Genomic DNA, 22,741 nt, shown 5'->3' with positions numbered 1-22,741 from the left:
GCATTTGTTTGAGATCTCTCCCTCATCAGCGGGAGCCAATAATTACACGGCACATTCGTGTTGGCCGACAGAATCTCCGGATTCCTCGCCCACACCATCCAAACCCATTTCCAGACTTCCTCAATAACAACCAAAGGAACAATAATGAACAACGATTATCCGTATGCATCCATGCGCGACTCGTTCGACCTGTCCGCATACTTTGTGGTGGGCCCGGACGACTGCAAGGGCCGGCCGCTGACCGACATCGTCGACCAAGCGCTGCGCGGTGGCGCCACATTCATCCAGCTGCGCGCCAAGAAGGCCGACGCCTCCGAGCTGACCGCCATGGCTCAGGACATCGCGCAGATTATTGAAGACAACAACAAGTCCGATTCCGTGGCATTCGTCATCGATGACCGTGCCGACGTGGTCTGGCAGGCCCGCCGCAAGGGCATCAAGGTGGACGGTGTGCACATCGGGCAAACCGATATGGAACCGCGCGAAGCCCGCGCGCTGCTCGGCGATGACGCCATCGTGGGTCTTTCCGCCGAAACCGAGAGTCTTGTCAAGCTCATCAACGAACTGCCTGACGGCTGCATCGACTACATTGGTGCCGGCCCGCTGCACGTCTCCACCACCAAGCCCGAGGCTTCCGTGGGTGGTAACGACGGTTCCGGCAAGACTTTGGACGCCCAGCAAATCAACACCATCTGCGCCGCATGCGACTTCCCTGTAGTTGTTGGCGGCGGCGTGACCGTCAAGGATATGGCCATGCTCGCGGGCACCAAGGCGGCCGGCTGGTTCGTGGTCTCCGCCATCGCCGGCGCGGACGATCCGGAAGCCACCACCAAGGCCATGGTCGAAGCCTGGAAGGCCGTGCGCGGCGACTCCAAGCATGGATACGCACCACGCATTGTGACCCATACTCCGGCCGCCGACACCCAGGCAGCCCAGGAAGGTACGGCGGCTGCCGGCTCCGAAGCAAGCGAGAAGAAGTTCACGAACGCCAAGCAAGCCAAGGAAGCTCAGAAGCTTGCCAAGCAGCAGCGCGTGGATATCGCAGCCCGCGGCTCCAAGCAGCGTGACAAGGCACACATCCGCAAGACTAAGTCGGTGCATTTCGAGAACCAGTTCGGCTCCTACGACCTGGAAGTGCCGTACACCGAGATCAAACTGTCCGATACCCCCGGCGTGGGTCCTAACCCGCCGTTCATCGATTACAACACCGAAGGTCCCAAGTGCGATCCGAAGGAAGGTCTGAAGCCGCTGCGCCTCGACTGGATCCGCGATCGCGGCGACATTGAAGAATACGAGGGCCGCCGCCGCAACCTCGGCGATGACGGCAAGCGTGCCATCAAGCGCGGTCGCGCCACCAAGGAATGGCGTGGCCGCAAGCATCAGCCAATGCGTGCCAAGGATCATCCGGTAACCCAGATGTGGTATGCTCGCCATGGCATCATCACCCCGGAAATGAAGTACGTCGCCGAACGCGAGAACTGCGACGTGGAGCTCGTGCGTTCCGAACTGGCCGCCGGCCGCGCCGTGATGCCGTGCAACATCAACCATCCGGAAGCCGAGCCGATGATCATCGGATCCGCATTCCTGACCAAGCTCAACGCCAACATGGGCAACTCCGCCGTAACCTCCTCCATCGACGAGGAAGTGGAGAAGCTCACCTGGGCCACCAAGTGGGGCGCCGACACGGTGATGGATCTTTCCACCGGCAACGATATCCACACCACCCGTGAGTGGATTTTGCGCAACTCCCCTGTGCCGATCGGCACCGTACCGATGTATCAGGCGCTGGAAAAGGTCGAGGATGATGCTTCCAAGCTCAGCTGGGAGCTGTTCCGCGACACGGTGATCGAACAGTGCGAGCAGGGTGTGGATTACATGACCATTCACGCCGGCGTACTGCTGCGCTTCGTGCCGCTGACCGCCAACCGTGTGACCGGCATCGTCTCCCGTGGCGGCTCGATCATGGCCGAATGGTGCCTGCAGCATCATCAAGAAAGCTTCCTGTACACCCACTTCGATGAACTGTGCGATATCTTCGCCAAGTACGATGTGGCATTCTCCCTAGGCGATGGTCTGCGTCCAGGCTCTCTCGCGGACGCTAACGATGCCGCACAGCTCGCCGAGCTGATGACCTTGGGCGAGCTGACCCAGCGCGCTTGGGCCAAGGATGTTCAGGTGATGATCGAGGGCCCGGGCCATATTCCGTTCGACACCGTGCGCATGAACATCGAAATGGAAAAGGCCATCTGCAAGGATGCCCCGTTCTACACGCTTGGACCGCTGACCACCGATACCGCTCCGGGCTACGATCACATCACTTCCGCCATCGGCGGCGTGGAAATCGCCCGTTACGGCACCGCCATGCTGTGCTACGTGACGCCGAAGGAACACCTTGGTCTGCCGAACAAGGATGATGTGAAGCAGGGCGTGATCGCCTACAAGATCGCCTGCCATGCAGCCGACATTGCCAAGCATCACCCGCACGCACAGGACCGTGACTTGGCGATTTCCAAGGCCCGCTTCGAGTTCCGTTGGCTCGACCAGTTCAACCTGTCCTACGATCCGGACACCGCCATCGCCTTCCATGACGATACGCTGCCTGCCGAGCCGGCCAAGATGGCGCACTTCTGCTCGATGTGCGGCCCGAAGTTCTGCTCGATGGCCATCTCTCAGAACATCCGCAAGCAGTTCGGTGGCGCTGCCGCCCAGGAGAAGCTGGTTGAAGATACCCTGGCCGGCAAGATTCCGTCCGCACAGGAGGCTCGCGGCGCACTGTCTACCAGTGCCGCACCAAGCACCAACGCCGACGAAATCGCACAGGGCATGGCCGAGATGAGCCGCAAGTTCCAAGAGGGCGGCTCGAAGCTGTACCAGAAGGCGCAGTAAACGTACAGCCACCTCGCTACGCTCGTGGTTATCAAGAGTATAAAGGAGAAAAAATGAGCACCACTTTGCCAGCAGTACTTGCGATTTCAGGTTCGGATTCATCCGGCGGCGCCGGCATGCAGGCTGATCTGAAAACCATGCTGGCATGTGGTGTGTTCGGCATGAGCGCCATCACCGCACTCACCGCGCAGAACACCACCGGCGTGCGTTCCATTCAGGACACCGAGCCGAATATTCTGGCCGATGAGATCGACATGGTGTTCGAGGATATTCCGCCGGTCGCCGTCAAAATCGGCATGGTCTCTTCGGTAGACATCATCAACGTCATCGCCGACCGCTTGACCGCCCATCACGCCACCAACATCGTGCTCGACCCGGTGATGGTGGCCACTTCGGGCGCCAAGCTCATCAGCGATGACGCCATCGCCGCACTGACCGGCCGCCTGTTCGGCATGGCCACCGTGGTGACGCCGAACATCCCCGAAGCTGAAGCCCTGACCGACACCCTGATCCACGATCAGGAGGATATGGAGACCGCAGCCCGCCGCATCAGCGAACAGTATGGCTGCGCGGCTCTGGTCAAAGGCGGCCATGGCACCGAGGACGCCAACGATGTACTCGCCGAAAACGACGGCACGGTGACCTGGTTCGACGGTGTGCGCATCAACAATCCGAACACCCACGGCACCGGCTGCACCTTAAGCTCCGCCATCGCCTCCTATCTGGCTCTCGGTGATACGCTTCCCAAGGCCATCAAGCACGCGAAGAAGTATCTGACCGGCGCACTGAAGGCCCAGCTGGATCTGGGCCACGGCTCCGGCCCGATGGATCACTTCTGGAAGTACCGCTGAAAGGACAACTATGGTCGTTGACCGCAATGCCGTGAAGCAGGAAGTACCCATCGACCCTGAAACCGGTAAGCCGTACTTGAACACCGTGGCAGCGATTCAGGTCTCCGCCGCCGGTGTGGGCTCTGAAGTTTCTCCGTATGTCTCTCAAGCCATTGAGGTCATTCGCGAATCCGGTTTGCCGCAGGAAACCAATGCCTTGTTCACCAATGTGGAAGGCAATCTCGATGACGTGCTCAAAGTGGCCGGTGAGGCAGCCAAGAAGCTTGCCGAACAGGGGTACCGCACGTCTCTGGTGCTGCATATGGATATTCGCCCCGGTTTCACCGGCCAGCTGACTGAAAAACCGAAGCTGGTGGATGAGATCTTGGCGAAGAAGAACCAGCAGTAAAACCGCACATGCAGATTGTTCCGGGGTGTCTCATAGTGAGACACCCCGTCTCATATGCGTTCACATTGTGACCCCCACCGGGAGCCGGCGGAAAACGCTCCTATAGTTCTTTTCTGACGTACGTGAGCCAGCTCACAATGTTGGCTCGGTAAGTGAATTCAAGACGTAGGCTTGCAATCGTTGCCTATCCCACACAATGGGAAGGCCAACGAAGTCGAACCCGCGCTATGAGTTCGTTGCATGACAATAGACCGTTGAGCGGTTGCCTTGCAACAGGATGTAAGAAGAGGCGCTCACTATGACTGCTGCTGAACAGCAGATTTCCCATGATTCCGCAGTGAACACTGCCAAGGCTCGCACTGCTGAGAATCATGCTCAGGTAGAAGAAATTGTTTCGCGCATGGATCGTGCGCATGAGACCCCGATGTTCTATCGCATCGTCGCCCTGGTGGCGGCCGGCATGCTGATGGACAGCATCGATGTGTACATCGGCAGTGCCGTGGCATCCAGCGCACTGTCCACCCACTGGTCCACCGTGGCACAGAATTCCACGTTCATGTCCGCCGGCTTCCTGGGCCTCCTGGTCGGCTCCCTGCTGGCCGGTTTCGTTGGTGATTTGAAGGGTCGCCGCGTGGCCTACCAGATCAACCTGCTGCTCTTCGGCGGCTTCACCTTCCTCGGAGCCTTCGTCCCGAACATGGCTATTCTTTCCCTGTGCCGTCTTGGCGCAGGCCTCGGCCTCGGTGCTGAAATCGTCACCGGCTTCGCCATGGTCAACGAATTCGCCCCGATGAATCGTCGTGGCCATTGGTGCGCCATTGTTTCGCTCGTTGCCAACTGCGGTGTGCCGATTGCCATGCTGTTGTGCGCGTTCATCATTCCTCGCTGGAGCTGGCGCCCGCTGTTCGTGGGTATTGGTTTGGTGGCCGCTGTGATTTGGTGGCTGCGTCGTGATATTCCGGAATCCCCGCGTTGGCTTGCTGTGCATGGCCGTTATAACGAGGCTGATGCCATCGTCAAGCAGCTTGAAGCCAATGGTTCTGAGCCTGCTGAAGCTGCTGCCAAGTCCGCTGCTGAATCCACTCGCAACGCCGGCGGCCGTTCGCTCGGCATCTGCCTGCTCGTGGCCATCGTGGCCGTGAGCGCCACCAACGTGTGCTCCTACGCCTTCACCTCCTGGGTGCCGACCATCCTGGTCAAGCGTGGCATCAACCTCTCCTCCTCGCTGACCACCTCCACGATGATGATGCTTGGCGCTCCGGTGGGCTGCCTCATCGGCTCTCTGCTTATCGACCGCATCGGCCGCAAGCGTACCATTGTGCCGGCTTTCCTCTTCACCGGTGTATTCGGTATGCTTTACGCGTTCCAGACTTCTACCGTTGGCGCCATCATCGTGGGCTTCCTGCTCATGATGTGCCTCTACGTGCTGATGGCCTCCGTGGTGGCCGTGTACGCTCCTGAACTGTTCGCCACCAAGGTGCGCTTCCGCTGCGTGGGCGTGGCCAATGCCATTGCCAAGCTGCTCAACGTGTTGATGCCTATGGTGGTGGGTTGGATGCTCGTGAATCTCGGTGCCACGTCCATCTTCGTGTCCATCAGCGTGATTGCCATCGCTTCGATGCTTATCGTCGGCATCTTCGGCGTGGAAACCGCTCGCCGTTCGGTGAACTGATAGTCAGTCTGATAGGTCATTCCAGCGGGCTTGTCGGCAACCATTCGTGTTGCAGACAAGCCCGTTTTATTATGGAACTGTCAGCATGCCATTTTCAATGGAGAGGAGACATGCCATGACATCGCAAGCACGTTCATCATCTCGTTCCACACGTCTCGATGCTCGCGCCATTGGCTGCATTGCCGCCGTTGCCATCGTCTACGGCCTGCTGCTGATATCGATTCTCATAGGCGGTGAAGCCAAAATAGGCGGCGCGCTGCTCATCAACTTTGTTATTCCGCCAGTGCTGCTGCTGGCCAATGCCGTATATGCGTCGCGAGCTGCCGCATTGGCACACCCATGGCGAGCGCTGCTGTTTCCACTGTTGTGCTCTGCGATCGCGCTACCATTGCTGTTCGCACTGATTACCCCGTATGATAACGAATGTACTGTGGAATCGGCCTGTACCAATATGAGCAGTTGGTATATCAATTGGTCCACGATGGATCAGGTGTGGTATTTCCTACTGGCGTTCGCAATCGCATCATTCGCCGGATTCGGAGCAGTGTTTCTTACACGTTGGGTCATTGCTCGAATCCGACACACCTAGGAGACAGTGATGGAAAGCCACAGTACCGACCATTGCCGCACGCTGCAACGCAAGCGTCAACACAAGGTTCGTATCGCCATCATTATGGTGGCTGTGCTTATCGCTGGCGCATGCGGCGGCGTGTGGTGGACTGCTGGCGATGGGCGATTCCTCACCATGCAGCTGTTCAGACCGGCCGCGCAACATGCCACGCAGTCAGTGATCACCAGCTCCTCCGATTTCGCGTATCAATCAGCCTCGGCTTTTTTGCACATGGAATCCGCCCAAGACGATCAAGGCAATGTGAACTACTCCCCTGCCTCGATGTGGATGGCGTTGGCCATCGCTGCACAAGGAGCGGATGGTACAACCCGCTCGCAGTTGGATAAGGCGTTGGGCACCAAATCGCTAAGCAACGATGATTATCACTCGCTGCTCAGTTCCATCAATGGCCGCTACAGTGGCTCGAAATCTCAGATGAGTACAGCAAATTCGGTGTGGATCGATAATCAGTACACGTTAGACAAGGATTTCAAAGCAGCTGTTGAGGATGCTTTTGATGCAGATGTGCAGTCGCTGCCGTTCAATGACGCGGCAGCACAGCGCATGAGCCGATGGATTGAACAGCATACCCAAGGTTCTCTGCATCCAAAGATCACCTTGCGCAATGACGAAGTCATCTCCATTATCAATACCGTGGTTGCGGACGGGCGCTGGCAGGATCCGTTCGAACCTGAGCTCACCGATGAGCAGATCTTCCACGGCACGAACAGCGATAGCACCGTGCCGATGATGCACCAGTCATTCGACGGTATGGTCTGGGCGCATGATTCCAACAGCACATGGCAACGCATCTCCATACCGTTCGACAATGGCGGCGCACTGACTGTGTTGCTGCCTGCAGCCGGTAGTTTTGACAGTATTATTCAGGACACCGAGAAGCTGCGCTGGGCATTGAGCACTTGCTTGGGTGCTTCATTTCAGTACGGTTGCATGACCGACGCTCCCGAGGGATGGGGCGTGGCCGCCGAGGCTGCACTGGTCAACGTTGCGCTGCCACGATTCACTATTGACAGCACGTTTGCCTCAGGTGATTCGATTGCCGCATTGAAGAAGCTCGGCATCACCGATGCGTTTGCGCCAGGAACTGCCGATCTGAGCAAGATGACGGATGCTGCTCCTGCAGGCGAGTTGTTCATCGGCTCGATTATCCAAGGCACCCGCATCGAAGTAAACGAGCATGGGGCCAAGGCTTCAGCGTTCACCAAAGCAGGGTTCGAAGCCGTGAGCGCAACAACACAGCCTACTGTGGAATTCACGGTAAACCGCCCGTTCCTGTATATGCTGACCACACCGGATGACGTGCCATTGTTCATCGGTGCAGTGCGCAACCTGGAGTAGGTGTATCGTTTGACCTTATGGTTACGATGAAGGAGATTGCCAAGCAGGCAGGCGTATCCGTTTCCACGGTGTCGCTGGTGCTGAACAACCGCGACGAGGGACGCGTGAGGGATACCGTCGCCAATCAGGTGCGCGCCATCGCCTCACAGCTTGGTTATCAATCCAATCCGCTGGCCAGCTCACTGCGCACCGGGCGCACGCATATGCTCGGATTCATTAGCGAGGACGTGGCCACTACCCCATATGCGGGCGGCATTATTCTGGGCGCGCAAACCGCGGCACGGCAGCTGGGCTACATGCTGATTGTGGTCAGTACCGAAGGTCCTCAGAACGAAGCTCAGGAAATCGAGGCATTGAAACGCTACGGCACCGATGGATTCCTGTACGCAAAGATGTCGAACCGGATTACCAACGTACCGGAAGCGCTCAAGGATATGCCACTGGTCTTAGTGGATGCCACGGATGAGGCGGGCATCATTCCCAGTGTGGAACCCGATGAATTCCATATCGGATACGATGCCACCAAACGACTGATTGCCTCAGGATGCGAGCGCATCGCGTATGTCGGTGCGGAAGATCCGATTATCGCCGAGCGCGGTCGTCTGGATGGATACCGGGCAGCCCTTGCCGAAACTGGACGCACCTTTGACGAGCATCTTGTTGTGCATGTGGGCAATAACGAGCCTGCGTTGGATGCGGTCAATACGCTCTTCGACTCAGCATGTCCAGATGGATTCTTCTGCTTCAACGATGCCCGCGCCTGGTACGTCTACGAATGCGCGGCACGACGCGGGCTTACGATAGGTCGTGACATTTCCGTGGTTGGCGTGGACAATCATCGCGTGTTTGCGGACACGCTCGTGCCACAGCTCACCACCGTGGAATTGCCGCATTTCGAGATGGGCTATTGGGCCGCAACAAAGCTGGTTTCCATGATTGAGGAAAGCTCCTTGGCCGACATGGAATGGCCGGATACCACCGCTCCCCTGCCACCGCTGAACGCACCAGTACCAGCTGCAATCCATTGCGCACTCATCGAGAAGGATTCCGTGCGCCAATAGCCTCGATAAAGCCGGGCAATCACGACACACTAATGTCGTCAATCGATTGACGTAAATCGATTGACGGCGCATAATATCTACTGAAACAACCACAATCAAACGCAACGGCGCTACTCTCCGTGGAACACAGCAGCTCCAGTCAATACAAAGGATTGTTATGACCGATTTCACTCCAGAATCCCCTGTTCTCAACCCGATTCTTGACCATAAGGCCGAGCTCGCCAAAGCCGAAGCGGGACTTGCCGCACTGGAACCGAAGCGCAAGGATCGCTGGTATCCGAAGTATCACATCGCATCCAACGCCGGCTGGATCAACGATCCGAACGGCCTGTGCTTCTACAAGGGCCGCTGGCACGTCTTCTACCAGCTGCACCCCTACAGCTCACATTGGGGCCCGATGCATTGGGGCCATGTTTCCTCAACCGACATGATTCATTGGAAGCGTGAACCAATCATGTTTGCGCCCTCCTTGGAGGAAGACAAGCATGGCGTCTTCTCCGGATCCGCAGCCATCGGCGATGACGGCCAGCTGCGCTTCTACTACACCGGTCACCGTTGGCGCAATCCCGCCGACCGTACCGACGACTGGCAGGTGCAACTGCTCGCCACTCCGGATAATGATGAGCTGACCTCCGCCACCAAGCAGGGTGTGGTCATCGAATGCCCGACCGATAAGGTCTGGCATCACTTCCGCGACCCGAAGGTGTGGAAGACCGGTGAGACCTGGTATATGACGTTCGGAGTCTCCTCTGCCGAAAAGCGCGGCCAAATGTGGCTGTTCACCTCCGACGACATGGTGAGCTGGAAGTACGAGCGCGTGCTGTTCGAGCACCCGGATCCGAACGTGTTCATGCTGGAATGCCCGGATTTCTTCCCGCTGAAGGATAAGGACGGCAACGAGAAGTGGGTTATCGGCTTCTCCGCCATGGGTTCCAAGCCGAATGGTTTCGCGAACCGTAACGAAAGCAACGCCGGCTACATGATCGGTACGTGGGAACCGGGTGGCGAGTTCAAGCCGGAAACCGAGTTCCGCCCGTGGGATTGCGGTCATAATTACTATGCGCCGCAGTCGTTCAACGCCGGCGGCGAGGATGGCCGTCAGATCGTCTACGGCTGGATGGCACCGTTCATGGATCCGGCCCCGATGATGGACGACGGATGGTGCGGCCAGCTCACCTTGCCGCGTGAAATCACGTTGGGTGCTGATGGTGATGTGGTGACCGCTCCGGTGGCCGAAATAGAACAGCTGCGCGAAGACACGTTCGACCACGGTGCCATCACGCTGGACGGCGATGGGGAGCGCATTATCTCCGATGATGCCGAAGCCGTGGAAATCGAACTGTCCATTGATTTGAAGCTCACCACCGCTGAGCGAGCCGGTCTGAAAGTGCATGCCACTGAAGATGGCTCATACTTGTACGTTGCCTACGATGATCAACTGGGCCGTGTGGTGGTGGACCGTCAGACGCTGAAGTTCGGCGACCGTGGCTATCGCACAGCTCCGTTGACCAAGGCTGAACTTGCTGCCGATACGCTTGATTTGCGCGTGTTCGTGGATCGTGGCTCCGTGGAGGTCTACGTGAATGGCGGCCACCAGGTGCTGAGCGAATACTCATTCGCTTCCGATGGCCCACGAGCCATCAAGCTGTCCGCCGAATCCGGCTCGCTTGCCGTGAGCTCGCTGAAGCTGCACCACTTGAAGTCGATTGGTTTGGAGTAACCACCTCACCAAGGCAAGGCAAAACCACGGCCTACACTCAGAAATGCCCCGCTGACAGCCCGTCAGTGGGGCATTTCCCATATCAACTCTCGTTTTTTCCTCGCTGAGAACTGTTCAACGGGGCACTTCCACGGTAAACCCGTGGTTTTGCTTCACTGACAGCCTCTCAGTGAAGCATTTCCAATAGTCTGCCTCTAACTTATCCCACTGACAGCAGCCCAACGGAGCAGAATCACGAGCCAATCGAGTAGATGCCGCACCAATCATCCACCAACTGTCCCACACAAACTGGCTTCCACGCATGCGGCTATACTGGAGCCGTTCGCGCGGTTGGTGGCAGCAGCCGTGCCCACATCAGTTGAAAATCACCCGCTCAATGCTTCCATCAGCATATGAGTTATTCGGGTGTATGGTTTGATGTTTCGCGCGGGCTCCTCACCTTCCCGCGCATGAGCATCAGGCCGCAAGCGCATTATGCGCAGAAAGCAAGGTGAAAGAGAAGATGATGACTATCAAGAAGGGTCTGACCACGTTCGCGGCCGCCGCTGGAGCGCTTGCCCTGTCCCTGACCATGGCTGCATGCGGCAGCACCAATTCCGCTGATTCCAGCAATTCCAGCACTCCGACTGTCTCCTTCATGCTGGATTGGACGCCGAACACCAACCATATCGGCCTCTACGTGGCGCAAAAGCTCGGCTATTACAAGGATGCCGGCGTCAACGTGAAGATCCTGCCGACCGCTCAGGCCGGCGCGGAAACCAGCGTCGAGAACGGCGTGGCCAACGTTGGTTTCACCACGTTGAGCAACGTGGCCGCTTTCAACTCCCAGGGCGCCAAGCTGAAGTTCGTCTTCGACCTGACTCAGAAGCCGGTTGCCCGTTGGTGCGCATTGGCTTCCCGCACCGATATCAAGACTCCGAAGGATCTTTCCGGTAAGACCTTCGTGAGCTTCGGTTCCGCCGAGCAGACCGCCGTGGTGCAGCAGATGATCAAGTACGCTGGCGGCACCGGTGAAATCAAGACCGCTACCGCCGGCACCAACACGTTCGAAACCTTGACTTCCGGCAAGGGTGATTTCGGCGGCTTCTACGTGACTTGGGAAGGCGTGGAAAGCGAGCTCAACGGCCCGGCCCTGAACTGCTTCGTGGCTTCCGACTGGGGTGTTCCGGGCAACCCGGATCAGCTCGGCTTCGCCGTGAACGATTCCTGGCTGAAGGATTCCAAGAACGCGGATGCACTGAAGAAGTTCATCTCCGCCACCAAGAAGGGCTACGACTATGCCCTGGCCAACCCGGATAAGGCCGCCGACATTCTCGTGGCTCAGGCCAAGGAAGCCCAGCTTGATTCCAAGCTGACCCGCACCTCCATGGAGGAAATCGCCAAGAACGGCTACTGGACCACTGATGGCGCCAAGAACCTGCCCGGTACCGTGAACTTCGATGATGCCCAGCCGTATCTGGACTTCCAGTACAAGGCCGGCACCTACAAGGACAAGGACGGCAAGAACCCGGCCGAGGCCCCGCAGGCCAAGGAACTCGCTACCAACGATTACGTGGCCTGAACCTCGTTGCAGCTCCCTCAGTCTCACTTCGTGAGCCGGCTCCCCTCGTGAGAGGAAGCCATGAGGATATAACGGCTCCCTCCTATCGGGGAGCCGTTTGAGTTCTACAGCACTAGAGAAGTCATTCTTATGAAGCAACTGAAATCTTGGCTCGCCAGGATTGCGCCGCCGGCAATCACCATCGGCGGATTACTGGCAATCTGGGAAGTCGCTGTTCAAGCGGGGCATATTTCCGAGCGCGTGCTCGCCTCCCCCACGCAAATCGTGGCCTCGATGATTGATACCTGGCCTGATTTGATGACTGCTGCGGCAATCACCACCTATGAGGGTGTTGTTGGTTTTTCCATCGCGATTGTCTTGGGAATCCTCATTGGCATTGGATTGTATATTTCGAAAACCATGTACCGCGCGTTCTATCCACTGTTGGCTGCGGCACAAACCATACCGCTGATCACTGTGGCGCCTCTGTTCATGATCTGGTTCGGCTTTGAACCATTGGGCAAAATCGTGATCGTGGCGGTATTCGCGGTATTCCCCATTGCCGTGCAAACTGCGCGCGGTCTGACCGCCGTACCGGGATTCTATGAGGATGTGGCATTGACCTGTGGCGCCACGCGCACATGGACACTGCTGCATGTTAAGCTCCGTGTGGCGGCACGTCAGATTTTCGGTGGCGTGCGCATTGCCGCCGCCTATATTTTCGGCACTGCTGCGACCGCCGAATATCTGGGTGCGATGAATGGCTTGGGCATTTGGCTGCAAGCCGCCTTCAACTCATTCCGCACACCACTGATTTTCTCGGCGACTGTGGTTGTTATTGCAGAAACCGCAATCCTTCTGGGACTCATCTCCCTCATTGAATGGATTGCTCTCGGCAACGGCAAGGATGAAGATTTGGATCAATAAGCAGCTCCCCTCAACGAGGGGAGCCAATTCACTTTTTCACGCACCCAGCAATTTTGGACTGCCTCCGGCAGACTCATCATTACCTCACTGGGCGCTACCGCACCCAGCTCGGCGACGTGAGTGAACAGTCCACTGGACTGTTCACTTGTTCACTTTTTCACGCCGCCAAAACGCCGATCACGATGAATGTAGTCGTCGATGGCGCGCCAGAGGACTTCACGGCCACAGTCAGGGAAGAGTTCCGGCACGAAGTCCAATTCGGCGTATGCGGCTTCCCACGGCAGGAAGTTCGACGTACGCTGCTCGCCGGAGGTACGAATCACCAGATCGCAATCGGGAATATCCGGATTGTACAGGTGATCGGCAATCATCTTCTCGGTCACACGATCACCGGAAATCTTGCCGTCGCGCACCTCACGGGCGATAGCGGCACAGGCGTCGGCGATTTCCGCACGGCCACCATAGTTGATGCAGAATACCACATCGATGACCTTGTTATTCTTCGTACGTTCCATTGCCGCTTCAAGCTCATCGATCACGGACTTCCACAGCTTCGGGCGGCGTCCGGACCAGCGCACGCGCACGCCCCACTCGTCCATCTGCGCCACACGGCGGTGGATGATTTCGCGGGAGAAGCCCATCAGGAAACGCACCTCCTGAGGCGAACGCTTCCAATTCTCAGTGGAGAACGTATACAGGCTCAAATACCGCACGCCGGCTTCGATGGCACCGGCGATCGTGTCGAATACTACCGGTTCAGCGGCCTGATGGCCGTTGGTGCGAATCATGCCGCGCTGCTTGGCCCAACGACCATTGCCGTCCATGATCACGCCCACATGGCGAGGCACTTTGTTCTTCGGAAAATCAGGAATACGGGACGGATCGCTGAACGGTGCAGCGGGAATGTCCAACGACGTGTAATCAACGTTCTCAAAAGCCATACTCATGAATCTATCAAGCGCAGCGAACGAATCGGCCGTTCCAAGTAATACTCCGCCCAATCTTCAACCAACTCTTCGGTGACACGCTGCAAAGGAGCGGCATCCAGCACCGTCCAATCGCCTTGGATAAGCGCCTGCAACTGCCGAGCAGCCTGAGGCGAAATACGACGTGCATCCGAAGTATGATCCGCCTCACACATCACGCCACCGGATGCCACCGAAAGATAGGCACACTCGGTTTTACCACATACCACGCATGCAGCAAGTCTGGGCGTCCAGCCGGCCAAAGCCATCGCGCGCATCACATAGGAGCCGCTGATGGCGCGCGGCGTATGCGCATGTTTGGCCAGTGCATTCAATGCGCCGATCAGCAGCCGGTATTGCGCCGGCACACACTCATGCTCGCTGCTGGCAAGCTTATCGATGGTTTCCACGATGATATTCGCCGCCTCATAAGCCTCATAATCGGCGGCTATCGACGCTCCATATGCGGCCACTGATTCTGCTTGAGATACGGTATCCAAGGTGCGGCCTTCGGCAATGAGCAGGTCGACGCGCATGAACGGTTCCAAGCGCGCGCCAAAACGTGATTTAGTGCGCCGCACACCTTTGGCCACTGCCCGAATCTTGCCGTGGCCACGGGTCAGGATGGTGATGATGCGATCGGCTTCACCGAGTTTGGCAGTGCGCAACACCACGCCTTCATCCCGGTACAGTCCCATCGTGCTCTATCTCCTTTCCGCCCTTCAGTAAATAAACAATCCCCAAAATGCGAAGAACAACAGTATATAGAGCATGGTGAACGTGACCAGCCAGAACAGCACACGACCAAATCGGGTGGAAGCCAGCACCGGTTCCTGGCCAGTGATGATGTTTTTGACCGCGTCCTTGCGCGGCGGCATATGCATAAGCCCTCGATGCCATGCGACTTCGATCAATCGCATGAACACGCGCGACCATGCCCACACCACCACAATGGACACCACTTGAATCACCGGCCAGCTCCAGTACATCACACCCGGCGTTTCCGTAGGAGCCCCGCCCCACGCCAGTTTGACGACACCCATCACCACTTGGCCAAGGCCAGCGAAGAATATTGCCAATGTAGCAAGCGTGGAAAGCGTCAACGTGAGCAACGCGTTGCCAAATCCATGGGCGAATCCCAGCACCACCGGTTTTGCCGGCACTGGCTCGCCTTGCCGCAAAGCCTCACGACGCCATCTGCGCCACCGTGCATCCACGATGCCCTTGCGTATCAGTGCCACTACGGCGAGCACTGCGGAAGCCAGCAGCAGTAATACCACGGTGGCATGCAAGATCACACCATAGACGGTGCCCGCCCGTCGTGCCTTCAATGACGACGGCAATCCGATGGACTGGTACAGATTGGTACCGGCTACCCGTTCGCTGGTTTGGGTGAGTCCTGCGGTAGTGCCCACTGTCCAATCAATCAAATCATCCACATACGCGTCTGCGAACGGCGTGCCTTCTTCCGCCTCGTCGCCCAAGCGCAGCACATGATTGGCTACCGGGTAGCTGCGTACGGTCACATTCCAGTTGCCGGCCTGATGCGCGTTATACAAAATCGCGCGCACGCCTTCCACCTGAGCAGTCATCACATCCTTGGATCCGTACGCCACATACGTGGGCACGGCGTAAGCTTGCGGAACCAACGTGTGGATGTCGAAATTCGTCAATCCAAAAATCGACGCATCCGCACTGAACAGACGCTGCACAATGGATTGGTAGCCATCATTGGCACCGACCAGCGTGAAATCCTGCGTCACAAAGAAGCCAAGAGATTGTCTCGGCGTAAACACCATAGGGCTCAGCAGTATCTGGAATGCGATCTTCGGATCGTCGCGCAGCAGGTAGGAGGAAATCCACGTGGATTCGGAAGTGGCGTAAATGCCCACCTGTTTGGCGTTCACCGTATTCAACTTGCGCAGGTAGGCGACAACCTGATCGTATGCTTTGGCGGATGCCGGATAATCACGGCTGATATCCGTGGTATCCCATACCGGCTTATCCAATACCGCGGTCACGAATCCGGCAGACGCGAGATCTGAGGCCACGTCGCCGAAAGAATTATCACAGGTGCCGTATCCCGCTCCATGCATGAACACTACGGCCGGCCGCGCACCGCTGGCACCCTTTGGCATACGAATCAATACTTTGACCGCCTGCACACCGTTGGCGTTGGATTTTCCCCGTTCACCTTGCTGTTGGCTGAGGGTGCCATCCCGGGCAATGTTCAGGGTGATGTATCGCTTGGTAACGCCGTAAGTGCCCCGCGTGGGCAGCGTTTTGCCATCTGGATTGCTGAACGTTACGTCGGTGCTGCTGGCCAATGTGGCCATCGACTGCCCGGTCGGCTCAATATTCCACGGTACGGTGGTCAGGTTGGAAATGGATACCAGGATGCCGATAAGCATGATGAAAATAGGCAGACTCACCATCAGCCGGTGACCACGAGTCCACGGCTGACTGGTGTGCTGCTGTTCCTGATTCGACACGCGACTTATTGTATCCAGCTCCTCGGCAAAGTGCTCCGGCACAATCCCTCAACGGTCAGTGGCCAGGATGCTGGATTGGGACGACGACGGGACCGGTGGCGTTCGCCGGAACCTTACCGTCCGCTTCCATTTGGGCAGCGATATCGTTGGCGATGGTGAGCAAGGTGTCGACGATCTGATCTTCCGGCACAGTTTTGATGACCTTGCCTTTGATGAAGATCTGTCCCTTACCGTTACCGGAAGCCACACCGAGGTCGGCTTCTCGTGCCTCGCCCGGACCGTTGACGATGCAGCCCATCACGGCCACGCGAATCGGGGCCGTGATATCTTTGAGGCCTTCGGTCACGGCGGAAGCCAGCTGAATCACATCCACCTGAGCGCGACCGCAGCTCGGGCAGGAGATAATGTCGAACTTACGCGGGCGCAAGCCCATGTATTCCAACAGTTTGCAACCCACCTTGACTTCTTCGACCGGCGGGGCGGAAAGGGACACGCGAATCGTGTCGCCAATGCCCTCAGCCAACAGTGCGCCGAATGCAAGACAGGATTTGATGGTGCCTTGCCATGCCGGACCGGCTTCGGTAACGCCCAAATGCAGGGGCCAGTCGCCCTTGGAGGCGAGCAGTCGGTAGGTTTCCACCATGGTGATCACATCATGATGTTTGACCGAGATTTTGAAATCATGGAAACCGACGTCCTCGAACATGTGCGCTTCCTTCAGTGCGGAAGCCACCAGAGCCTCGGGAGTCGGACCGCCGTACTTGGCGTACAGTTCCTTGTCGAGCGAGCCGGCGTTCACGCCAATGCGCAGTGAGATGCCGGCATCCGTGGCCGCCTTGCAGATGGAGGGACCGACCTCGTCGAATTTGCGAATATTGCCCGGGTTCACACGCACTGCGGCGCAACCTGCGTCGATGGCCTGGAACACGTACTTGGACTGGAAGTGAATGTCCGCGATCACCGGAATCGGGGATTTCCTGCAAATCTCCGGCAATGCGTCGGCATCATCCTGGCTTGGCACGGCAACGCGTACGATGTCGCAGCCGGCAGCGGTGAGCTCGGCGATCTGCTGCAGCGTGGCCGGCACATCGGCGGTCAGCGTATTGGTCATGGACTGCACGGAGATGGGGGCTCCCCCGCCCACCGGCACCGGTCCTACCATGATGCGACGCGACTTGCGACGCGGATGCAGCGGGGATTCGCTGGTGAGTTCAATGGGATCGCCGGTTTTACGGAACGGCTTGTTTACAGGATTCAAGCTAATGCCTTTCATATTCTTGGACTTCCCTCACAGTTCCAGCATGAGGGAAGCCGAGAAGAAACTGCTACTTGCTTATCAAATCGTCCGCGCGCTTGCGTGCCTCAAGCTCCAGTTGGCTCATTTCCTCCACGTTGGCGAACAAAGGATTGCCGCGAAGTTCGGCATCCATCTCATCCAGCACTGCTTTGACCGTGTCCACAATGCCGAGGTACGGCAGACGATGCTCCAGGAAGGCGTGCACGGCCTGCTCGTTGGCGGCATTCAACACGGCAGTATGCTTCTCGGATGCGGCAAGGCAGTGGCGAGCCAGCTGGACGGCGGGGAACGCCTCATTATCCAATGGTTCAAACGTCCAAGTCGCCGCCTTGGTCCAATCGCAGGCGGCCGCCACGTTATCCATGCGATCCGGGGCGGAAAGGCCCAAAGCGATGGGCAGACGCATATCCGGCGGCGAGGCTTGGCTGATGGTTGCACCGTCAACGAATTCCACCATGGAGTGCACGATAGATTGCGGATGAACGGTGACTTCGATGCGTTCCGGAGGCACATCGAACAAGCGGGATGCCTCGATGACCTCGAGACCCTTATTCATCAGCGTCGAGGAGTTGATCGTCACCACCGGACCCATGTTCCACGTGGGATGATGCAGCGCCTGCTCTGGAGTGATGTGTTCCATATCGGCGCGCTTCCAACCGCGGAACGGGCCGCCGGATGCAGTAACGATCAGCTTGGCGACTTCGGCATGCACGCCCGAGCGCAGGGACTGCCAGATGGCGGAATGCTCGGAATCAACCGGATTGATCTGATTGGCGCGCACCTGCGAACTGAACAGCAGATGGCCGCCGGCAACCACCGATTCCTTATTGGCCAATGCCAGCTGGGAGCCAGCCTGCAATGCGGCAATCGACGGTTCCAAGCCAATCGAACCGGTAATGCCGTTCAGTACCACATCAGCACCGGAACCGGCAAGGGCAATCACCGCTTGCGGCCCGCCGCTCACCTTGGTTTCACGGGCGCCAGCAGCTTCCAATGCCTCCGTGAGCTCCTTGACTTTGGAGGCATCGAATACCGCGACCTGTGGTACATGGAACTGTGCGGCCTGCTGGGCAAGCAATGCGATATGCGCGCCACCGGCAGCCAAACCGGTAACGGTGAACCGTTCCGGGTGCCGGCTGATGACGTCGAGGCCTTGAGTGCCAATGGATCCGGTGGATCCGAGAAGAACAACGCTGCGGTTTGAGACTTCGCTCACTGTTCCTTCTTTACGTTGTCGGTATGGAGCGTGGGGAACGAAAGATCCGGGATGGACAGGCTGAAATCGCTGTTGAACATCGAGTAGGAATCACTCGTGTCCTTTGACGTGCCCTGCGGCTGCGCATTGGACTTGCTACCTGCATCGGTACCGGCATCAGCACTGGAATCAGTGCCAGACGGCACAGTCGAGGCAGTTGAGGGGGCGGCAGGCGAAGTGGCCGGCACAGCGCTTTGCGGGGCGAACGAATCCGGCATTGGTGTGGCCTGTTCGGGAGTTTCGTTCAGCGTAATCGGATTGAGCTGTTCGAAGCTTGCCGACTGCGGCGCGAACGACGGTGCCTCCACCGCCGGCATCTCCTGAGAGACCTCGGCCATATGTGCCAGCGCAGCCAGCGAGGCATTGGTGTTGGCGGTCGTGAAGTCCTGCGATGTGGTAACCGTCGGCCCCTGGGAAAGATGATTCACGATATCGGCATCCGGGCCGGTGACCGCGACCGTCGGCTCGGCGGCAGTGGATACCGGGTGCGCCTGCGGCTGGAATGATGGCAATGCACTGGCGGATGACTGGAACTGTCGAGACTCTCCTGCTGGCTGAGATGGTGCTGCGGTCACAGGTTCTGCAGGCTGAGCAGTCTGCTGAGGTCGTGCAATCGGCTCGGTTGCTCGCTCCGGTACCGCAGTCGGAGCCACCGGGGCCGCTGCAGGCTGGGCAGATACGGACTGTGCAGGTGCAGACGGTGCAGATACGGGCTGTGCAGCCGGCGCGGACGGTTCAAAGGCAACAGGGGTTGGATTCGGCGTCACCGTGGCGTTCGGCGTCACCACTACCGGCGATTCGGAAGCTGCGGGCGATGGGAACAGGTTCTGTTCGGCCTGACGCAACGCATCAAAGGACTCGCCGGAGGACACTGCGGCTACCGTTGGCGCTGCAGCCGCAACAGTGCGCTGCACGTCAGCGGAAATCAGCGGCGACACCTCTTCAACCGGTGCCGTTGCATTGCTGCCCGTTGGCGCGGAGGATTCCTGATCATCAGCCTGCGGGGCACCGGGCTCTACGAGATCGCCGATACGGGCATAGGATTCCAAACGGCTCAACAGCTGGACGCATACGTTGAGGAAGTAGTCGACCTGACGTTCGTCGTATCCCTTCTTGCCCTTGCGCTGAGTGAAAATCACATTATTCACGGCGCTGGCGTTGAGATCGGCCAGGGAACGGACATCCTCCTCGGTCACACCGTCCACGCCGAGCGCGGCAGCGGCCTTGTCCACCACCTGGTCGGCAATACGATCGACCTGCTTCTTGTCATAAGAGGGATGCTTGGGCTCGCCGGGCTTGAAGCGCTGACGTTCAGCACGCTCCACATGCGAGGCAATCTCCTGATACAGCTTTTCGGTCTGCGCCTTCCACGCCACACGTCCCTGCTGCGAAATCTCCCATGCGGTCTGCTTGTCGACCACGGCGCGTTCCAGACGATGCAGTGCGGCATCGACCTGGCTAATCACATAGCCGTCTTTGGTCAAATCAAAGGACACGGACTGAATATCCTGCTGGGTGAGGTTGATTCCGTCACTGTCGTACAGTGCATGAGCACGCTCCAGGAACGCATCCACCTGCGCGGTGTCATATCCCATCTTCCTCTTACCTGCGCGTGCGATTCCGGCTTTGCCGTCCCCTTCACGAAGTTCCTTCGCCATCGGCCGATCAACCTCCTGCTGGATTAAACACTCTGCCCAACACTCTACGTGATTGTTACGACTCATTCATGTAATGAAAGCCGAACTTCACAGATTCAACCGTTGAAACGCAAGATGCATATGCGCTGCACGGGTGCGCTGATTTGATGCGATGGGGATTCGACAACCATGAAAAGCGTGTATCAGAACACACATATAAAGAGTACAACTCTGTGGGCAATGAGGGACTCGAACCCCCGACATCCACCGTGTAAAGGTGGCGCTCTAACCAACTGAGCTAATTGCCCGCGGGTGTCAACAATAGCGCATGACCAGCACACTCTGTCAACTTGACGTGTCGGGCGTGCCGCGGAAGCCCGTTCACCGGGCTAGCGCTGCACAATCACCAAGCTATTGTTGCCAAGCTATTGTTGCCACCGCATTGAAAGCGATTACACGCAACAGGCGTTTATCAGCGGCCCTTGCCGAATGCGCGCAGACGAATGCCGTTCCAATCCTTGCTGACGGTCAGCGGAGTGGCGGCGTTCATGCCGGCGGTCTGGGCGGCGGACTGCACGGTGGAGGAACTTGCAGCACCCGGTCGACCCGGCTTTGGAGTCAGCACCCACAATGGAGCATCGTCGTCCAATACGCCGCATGCGTCGACGATGGTGTCGGACAATTCATCCTCATCATCGCCATCGCGCCACCACAGGATCACACCATCCACCGCGGAGTTGTAATCCTCGTCCACGAGGTCTTCGCCGGTGAGATCCTCGATCTTGGCGCGAATGGAATCATCCACGTCGTCGTCCCAGAGCCATTCCTGGACAATGTCTCCGGGCTTAAACCCAAATTCTTCAGCGTTCTGTGATGCCGTTTGATTCACAGAGGACACATTAGCAAGCCTTAGCGAACAATCGCGTTAACATCCACGAAAAATCTCGCTGTGTGACCACCGATCAGCGTACCGGCTGCTGCATAACCGCCGTATCAGCGACTGCAACGCTCGGCTTTTCAGGCCTCGCAATGCGGTAGCTGATCGGCTTGGCCTTTGCCGATGGCAACCAGAGCCTGATACGCCTCGTCCAGCGTGGCGACTTTCACATCGCGTACACCCTGCGGCACATGTCCGACCACTTCAGCGCAATTGCCTTCGGGAGCCAGGAACCATGTGGCACCGTCGCGTTTGGCCGCAAGCATCTTCAACCTGATGCCGCCGATCTTGCCCACCTTGCCTTTGGCGTTGATGGTACCGGTGCCGGCGATCGTTTTGCCGCCGCTTTCCTTGGCCGGAGTGAGCTTATCAATCAATCCAAGCGTGTACATCATGCCAGCAGAAGGCCCGCCAATCTTATCCACATGCATGCTGATGTCCGCCTTGGCCGCCGCCTTGGCATCTACACCAAGCTCATCGGCATGCTGTTGCACGTAACGCAAGCCCACTGTGCTGGCCTTGCTCTGCGAACCGGACATATCGGAATCCACTTTCCGCTGATACTCATCCGCCGTCTGCCCGACCGGCACCACCGCCTCACGCGGCATGACCTCCACGTGCGGATTCAACCATCCCCATACCGCCTGCACATTGATGATCGGGTATCCGGGCACTCCCGAAGCGCTTACCGTGACCAGCAGCAGCTTGCCGGAATCCTTATACGTGCGCACGCCGGCACCGGAAACGGCAATCACATCCTCACCGTCAACCTTGCCCAGCACATCCTGCGTAGGCCCGGGCATCTCAATGACGTAGGCACTGGGCAAGAGCAGTATCACGATGGCGAGCAGCACCGCTAACGCGCCGGCGAAATAACGGCGCGAATGGGATGCAACATAGCGTTTGAAACGTGCGAACATAATCAACAGTGTATTAAGGGGCAGGATGATAACCACGCGTCCGGCAGCACCACCGGCAGACCGACCGGCAGCACCACCGGCGAAACCATGAGAGGATCCATGGGCAAAGCCGCGGGCAGATGGCACCTGCAACCCGTCTGACACCTTGGCCGCAGGCGAACGTGCGCGCCAACGCATACACTTGTGGTAATCGAACCTTAGGGAACACCGCGGCAAAGAAGGAT

At 58.1% G+C, this 22,741-nt stretch carries 18 protein-coding genes and 1 tRNA gene; 10 read left to right on the top strand and 9 right to left on the bottom strand.

Features of this window, described 5'->3' with window-relative positions; all coding sequences use genetic code 11:
* Positions 1–144: 144 nt before the first annotated feature.
* From thiC to JS530_RS04540, 10 genes are all read left to right on the top strand, one after another.
* Positions 145–2,886 carry a phosphomethylpyrimidine synthase ThiC gene (gene thiC / locus JS530_RS04585; RefSeq protein WP_214376005.1) on the top strand — a complete coding sequence of 914 codons (2,742 nt, stop codon included), beginning with the start codon at positions 145–147 and terminating at the stop codon, positions 2,884–2,886.
* 53 nt (positions 2,887–2,939) lie between these two features.
* Positions 2,940–3,737, top strand: a complete 798-nt coding sequence (gene thiD / locus JS530_RS04580; protein ID WP_214376004.1) for a bifunctional hydroxymethylpyrimidine kinase/phosphomethylpyrimidine kinase — start codon at positions 2,940–2,942, stop codon at positions 3,735–3,737.
* A 10-nt stretch (positions 3,738–3,747) separates the two neighbouring features.
* On the top strand, positions 3,748–4,125 hold the full coding sequence (locus JS530_RS04575; RefSeq protein WP_214376003.1) for a thiamine-binding protein: 378 nt from the start codon (positions 3,748–3,750) through the stop codon (positions 4,123–4,125).
* A gap of 298 nt (positions 4,126–4,423) precedes the next feature.
* Positions 4,424–5,797 (top strand): MFS transporter, encoded by a 1,374-nt coding sequence (locus JS530_RS04570; RefSeq protein WP_214376002.1) that lies wholly within the window; start codon positions 4,424–4,426, stop codon positions 5,795–5,797.
* 115 nt (positions 5,798–5,912) lie between these two features.
* Positions 5,913–6,386, top strand: coding sequence for a hypothetical protein (locus tag JS530_RS04565; protein ID WP_214376001.1), 474 nt, complete (start codon positions 5,913–5,915; stop codon positions 6,384–6,386).
* Positions 6,387–6,395: 9 nt separating this feature from the next.
* The gene (locus JS530_RS04560; protein WP_214376000.1) at positions 6,396–7,766 is read left to right on the top strand and encodes a serpin family protein; all 1,371 of its coding nucleotides are present in this window, start codon (positions 6,396–6,398) and stop codon (positions 7,764–7,766) included.
* A 17-nt stretch (positions 7,767–7,783) separates the two neighbouring features.
* Positions 7,784–8,827 carry a LacI family DNA-binding transcriptional regulator gene (locus JS530_RS04555; protein WP_214375999.1) on the top strand — a complete coding sequence of 348 codons (1,044 nt, stop codon included), beginning with the start codon at positions 7,784–7,786 and terminating at the stop codon, positions 8,825–8,827.
* A 157-nt stretch (positions 8,828–8,984) separates the two neighbouring features.
* Positions 8,985–10,547 (top strand): glycoside hydrolase family 32 protein, encoded by a 1,563-nt coding sequence (locus JS530_RS04550; protein ID WP_214375998.1) that lies wholly within the window; start codon positions 8,985–8,987, stop codon positions 10,545–10,547.
* Positions 10,548–11,052: 505 nt separating this feature from the next.
* Positions 11,053–12,108 carry an ABC transporter substrate-binding protein gene (locus tag JS530_RS04545; protein ID WP_214376051.1) on the top strand — a complete coding sequence of 352 codons (1,056 nt, stop codon included), beginning with the start codon at positions 11,053–11,055 and terminating at the stop codon, positions 12,106–12,108.
* 129 nt (positions 12,109–12,237) lie between these two features.
* A complete protein-coding gene (locus JS530_RS04540; RefSeq protein WP_214375997.1) occupies positions 12,238–13,014 on the top strand; it encodes an ABC transporter permease in 777 nt (258 codons plus the stop codon).
* Between the two features lie 149 nt (positions 13,015–13,163).
* On the opposite strand, the gene JS530_RS04535 is transcribed toward JS530_RS04540, so the two are convergent.
* The 9 genes from JS530_RS04535 to JS530_RS04495 all read right to left on the bottom strand — a co-directional run bounded on the left by JS530_RS04535 (position 13,164) and on the right by JS530_RS04495 (position 22,517).
* A complete protein-coding gene (locus JS530_RS04535) occupies positions 13,164–13,955 on the bottom strand; it encodes an isoprenyl transferase (protein ID WP_214375996.1) in 792 nt (263 codons plus the stop codon).
* Positions 13,956–13,957: 2 nt separating this feature from the next.
* Positions 13,958–14,677 (bottom strand): DNA repair protein RecO, encoded by a 720-nt coding sequence (gene recO / locus JS530_RS04530; protein WP_214375995.1) that lies wholly within the window; start codon positions 14,675–14,677, stop codon positions 13,958–13,960.
* 24 nt (positions 14,678–14,701) lie between these two features.
* A complete protein-coding gene (locus tag JS530_RS04525) occupies positions 14,702–16,414 on the bottom strand; it encodes an alpha/beta hydrolase (protein ID WP_214376050.1) in 1,713 nt (570 codons plus the stop codon).
* Positions 16,415–16,526: 112 nt separating this feature from the next.
* Complete coding sequence (gene ispG / locus JS530_RS04520; RefSeq protein ID WP_214375994.1) at positions 16,527–17,744, bottom strand: flavodoxin-dependent (E)-4-hydroxy-3-methylbut-2-enyl-diphosphate synthase; 1,218 nt, start codon at positions 17,742–17,744, stop codon at positions 16,527–16,529.
* 52 nt (positions 17,745–17,796) lie between these two features.
* Positions 17,797–18,984, bottom strand: coding sequence for a 1-deoxy-D-xylulose-5-phosphate reductoisomerase (gene dxr, locus JS530_RS04515; RefSeq protein ID WP_214375993.1), 1,188 nt, complete (start codon positions 18,982–18,984; stop codon positions 17,797–17,799).
* Positions 18,981–20,681, bottom strand: coding sequence for a DivIVA domain-containing protein (locus tag JS530_RS04510; RefSeq protein ID WP_214375992.1), 1,701 nt, complete (start codon positions 20,679–20,681; stop codon positions 18,981–18,983). Before JS530_RS04510 ends, dxr begins: the two co-directional genes overlap by 4 nt.
* A gap of 213 nt (positions 20,682–20,894) precedes the next feature.
* Positions 20,895–20,968 (bottom strand) — tRNA-Val (locus JS530_RS04505).
* A gap of 164 nt (positions 20,969–21,132) precedes the next feature.
* On the bottom strand, positions 21,133–21,549 hold the full coding sequence (locus tag JS530_RS04500) for a DUF3052 domain-containing protein (protein ID WP_342590052.1): 417 nt from the start codon (positions 21,547–21,549) through the stop codon (positions 21,133–21,135).
* Positions 21,550–21,677: 128 nt separating this feature from the next.
* The gene (locus tag JS530_RS04495; protein WP_214376049.1) at positions 21,678–22,517 is read right to left on the bottom strand and encodes a S16 family serine protease; all 840 of its coding nucleotides are present in this window, start codon (positions 22,515–22,517) and stop codon (positions 21,678–21,680) included.
* Between the last annotated feature and the right edge of the window lie 224 nt (positions 22,518–22,741).

Origin of the sequence: Bifidobacterium colobi, assembly GCF_018555455.1 — a bacterium.
In the GTDB taxonomy this organism is placed as follows: domain Bacteria; phylum Actinomycetota; class Actinomycetes; order Actinomycetales; family Bifidobacteriaceae; genus Bifidobacterium; species Bifidobacterium colobi.
This window is presented reverse-complemented; position numbering and strand designations above follow the sequence as displayed.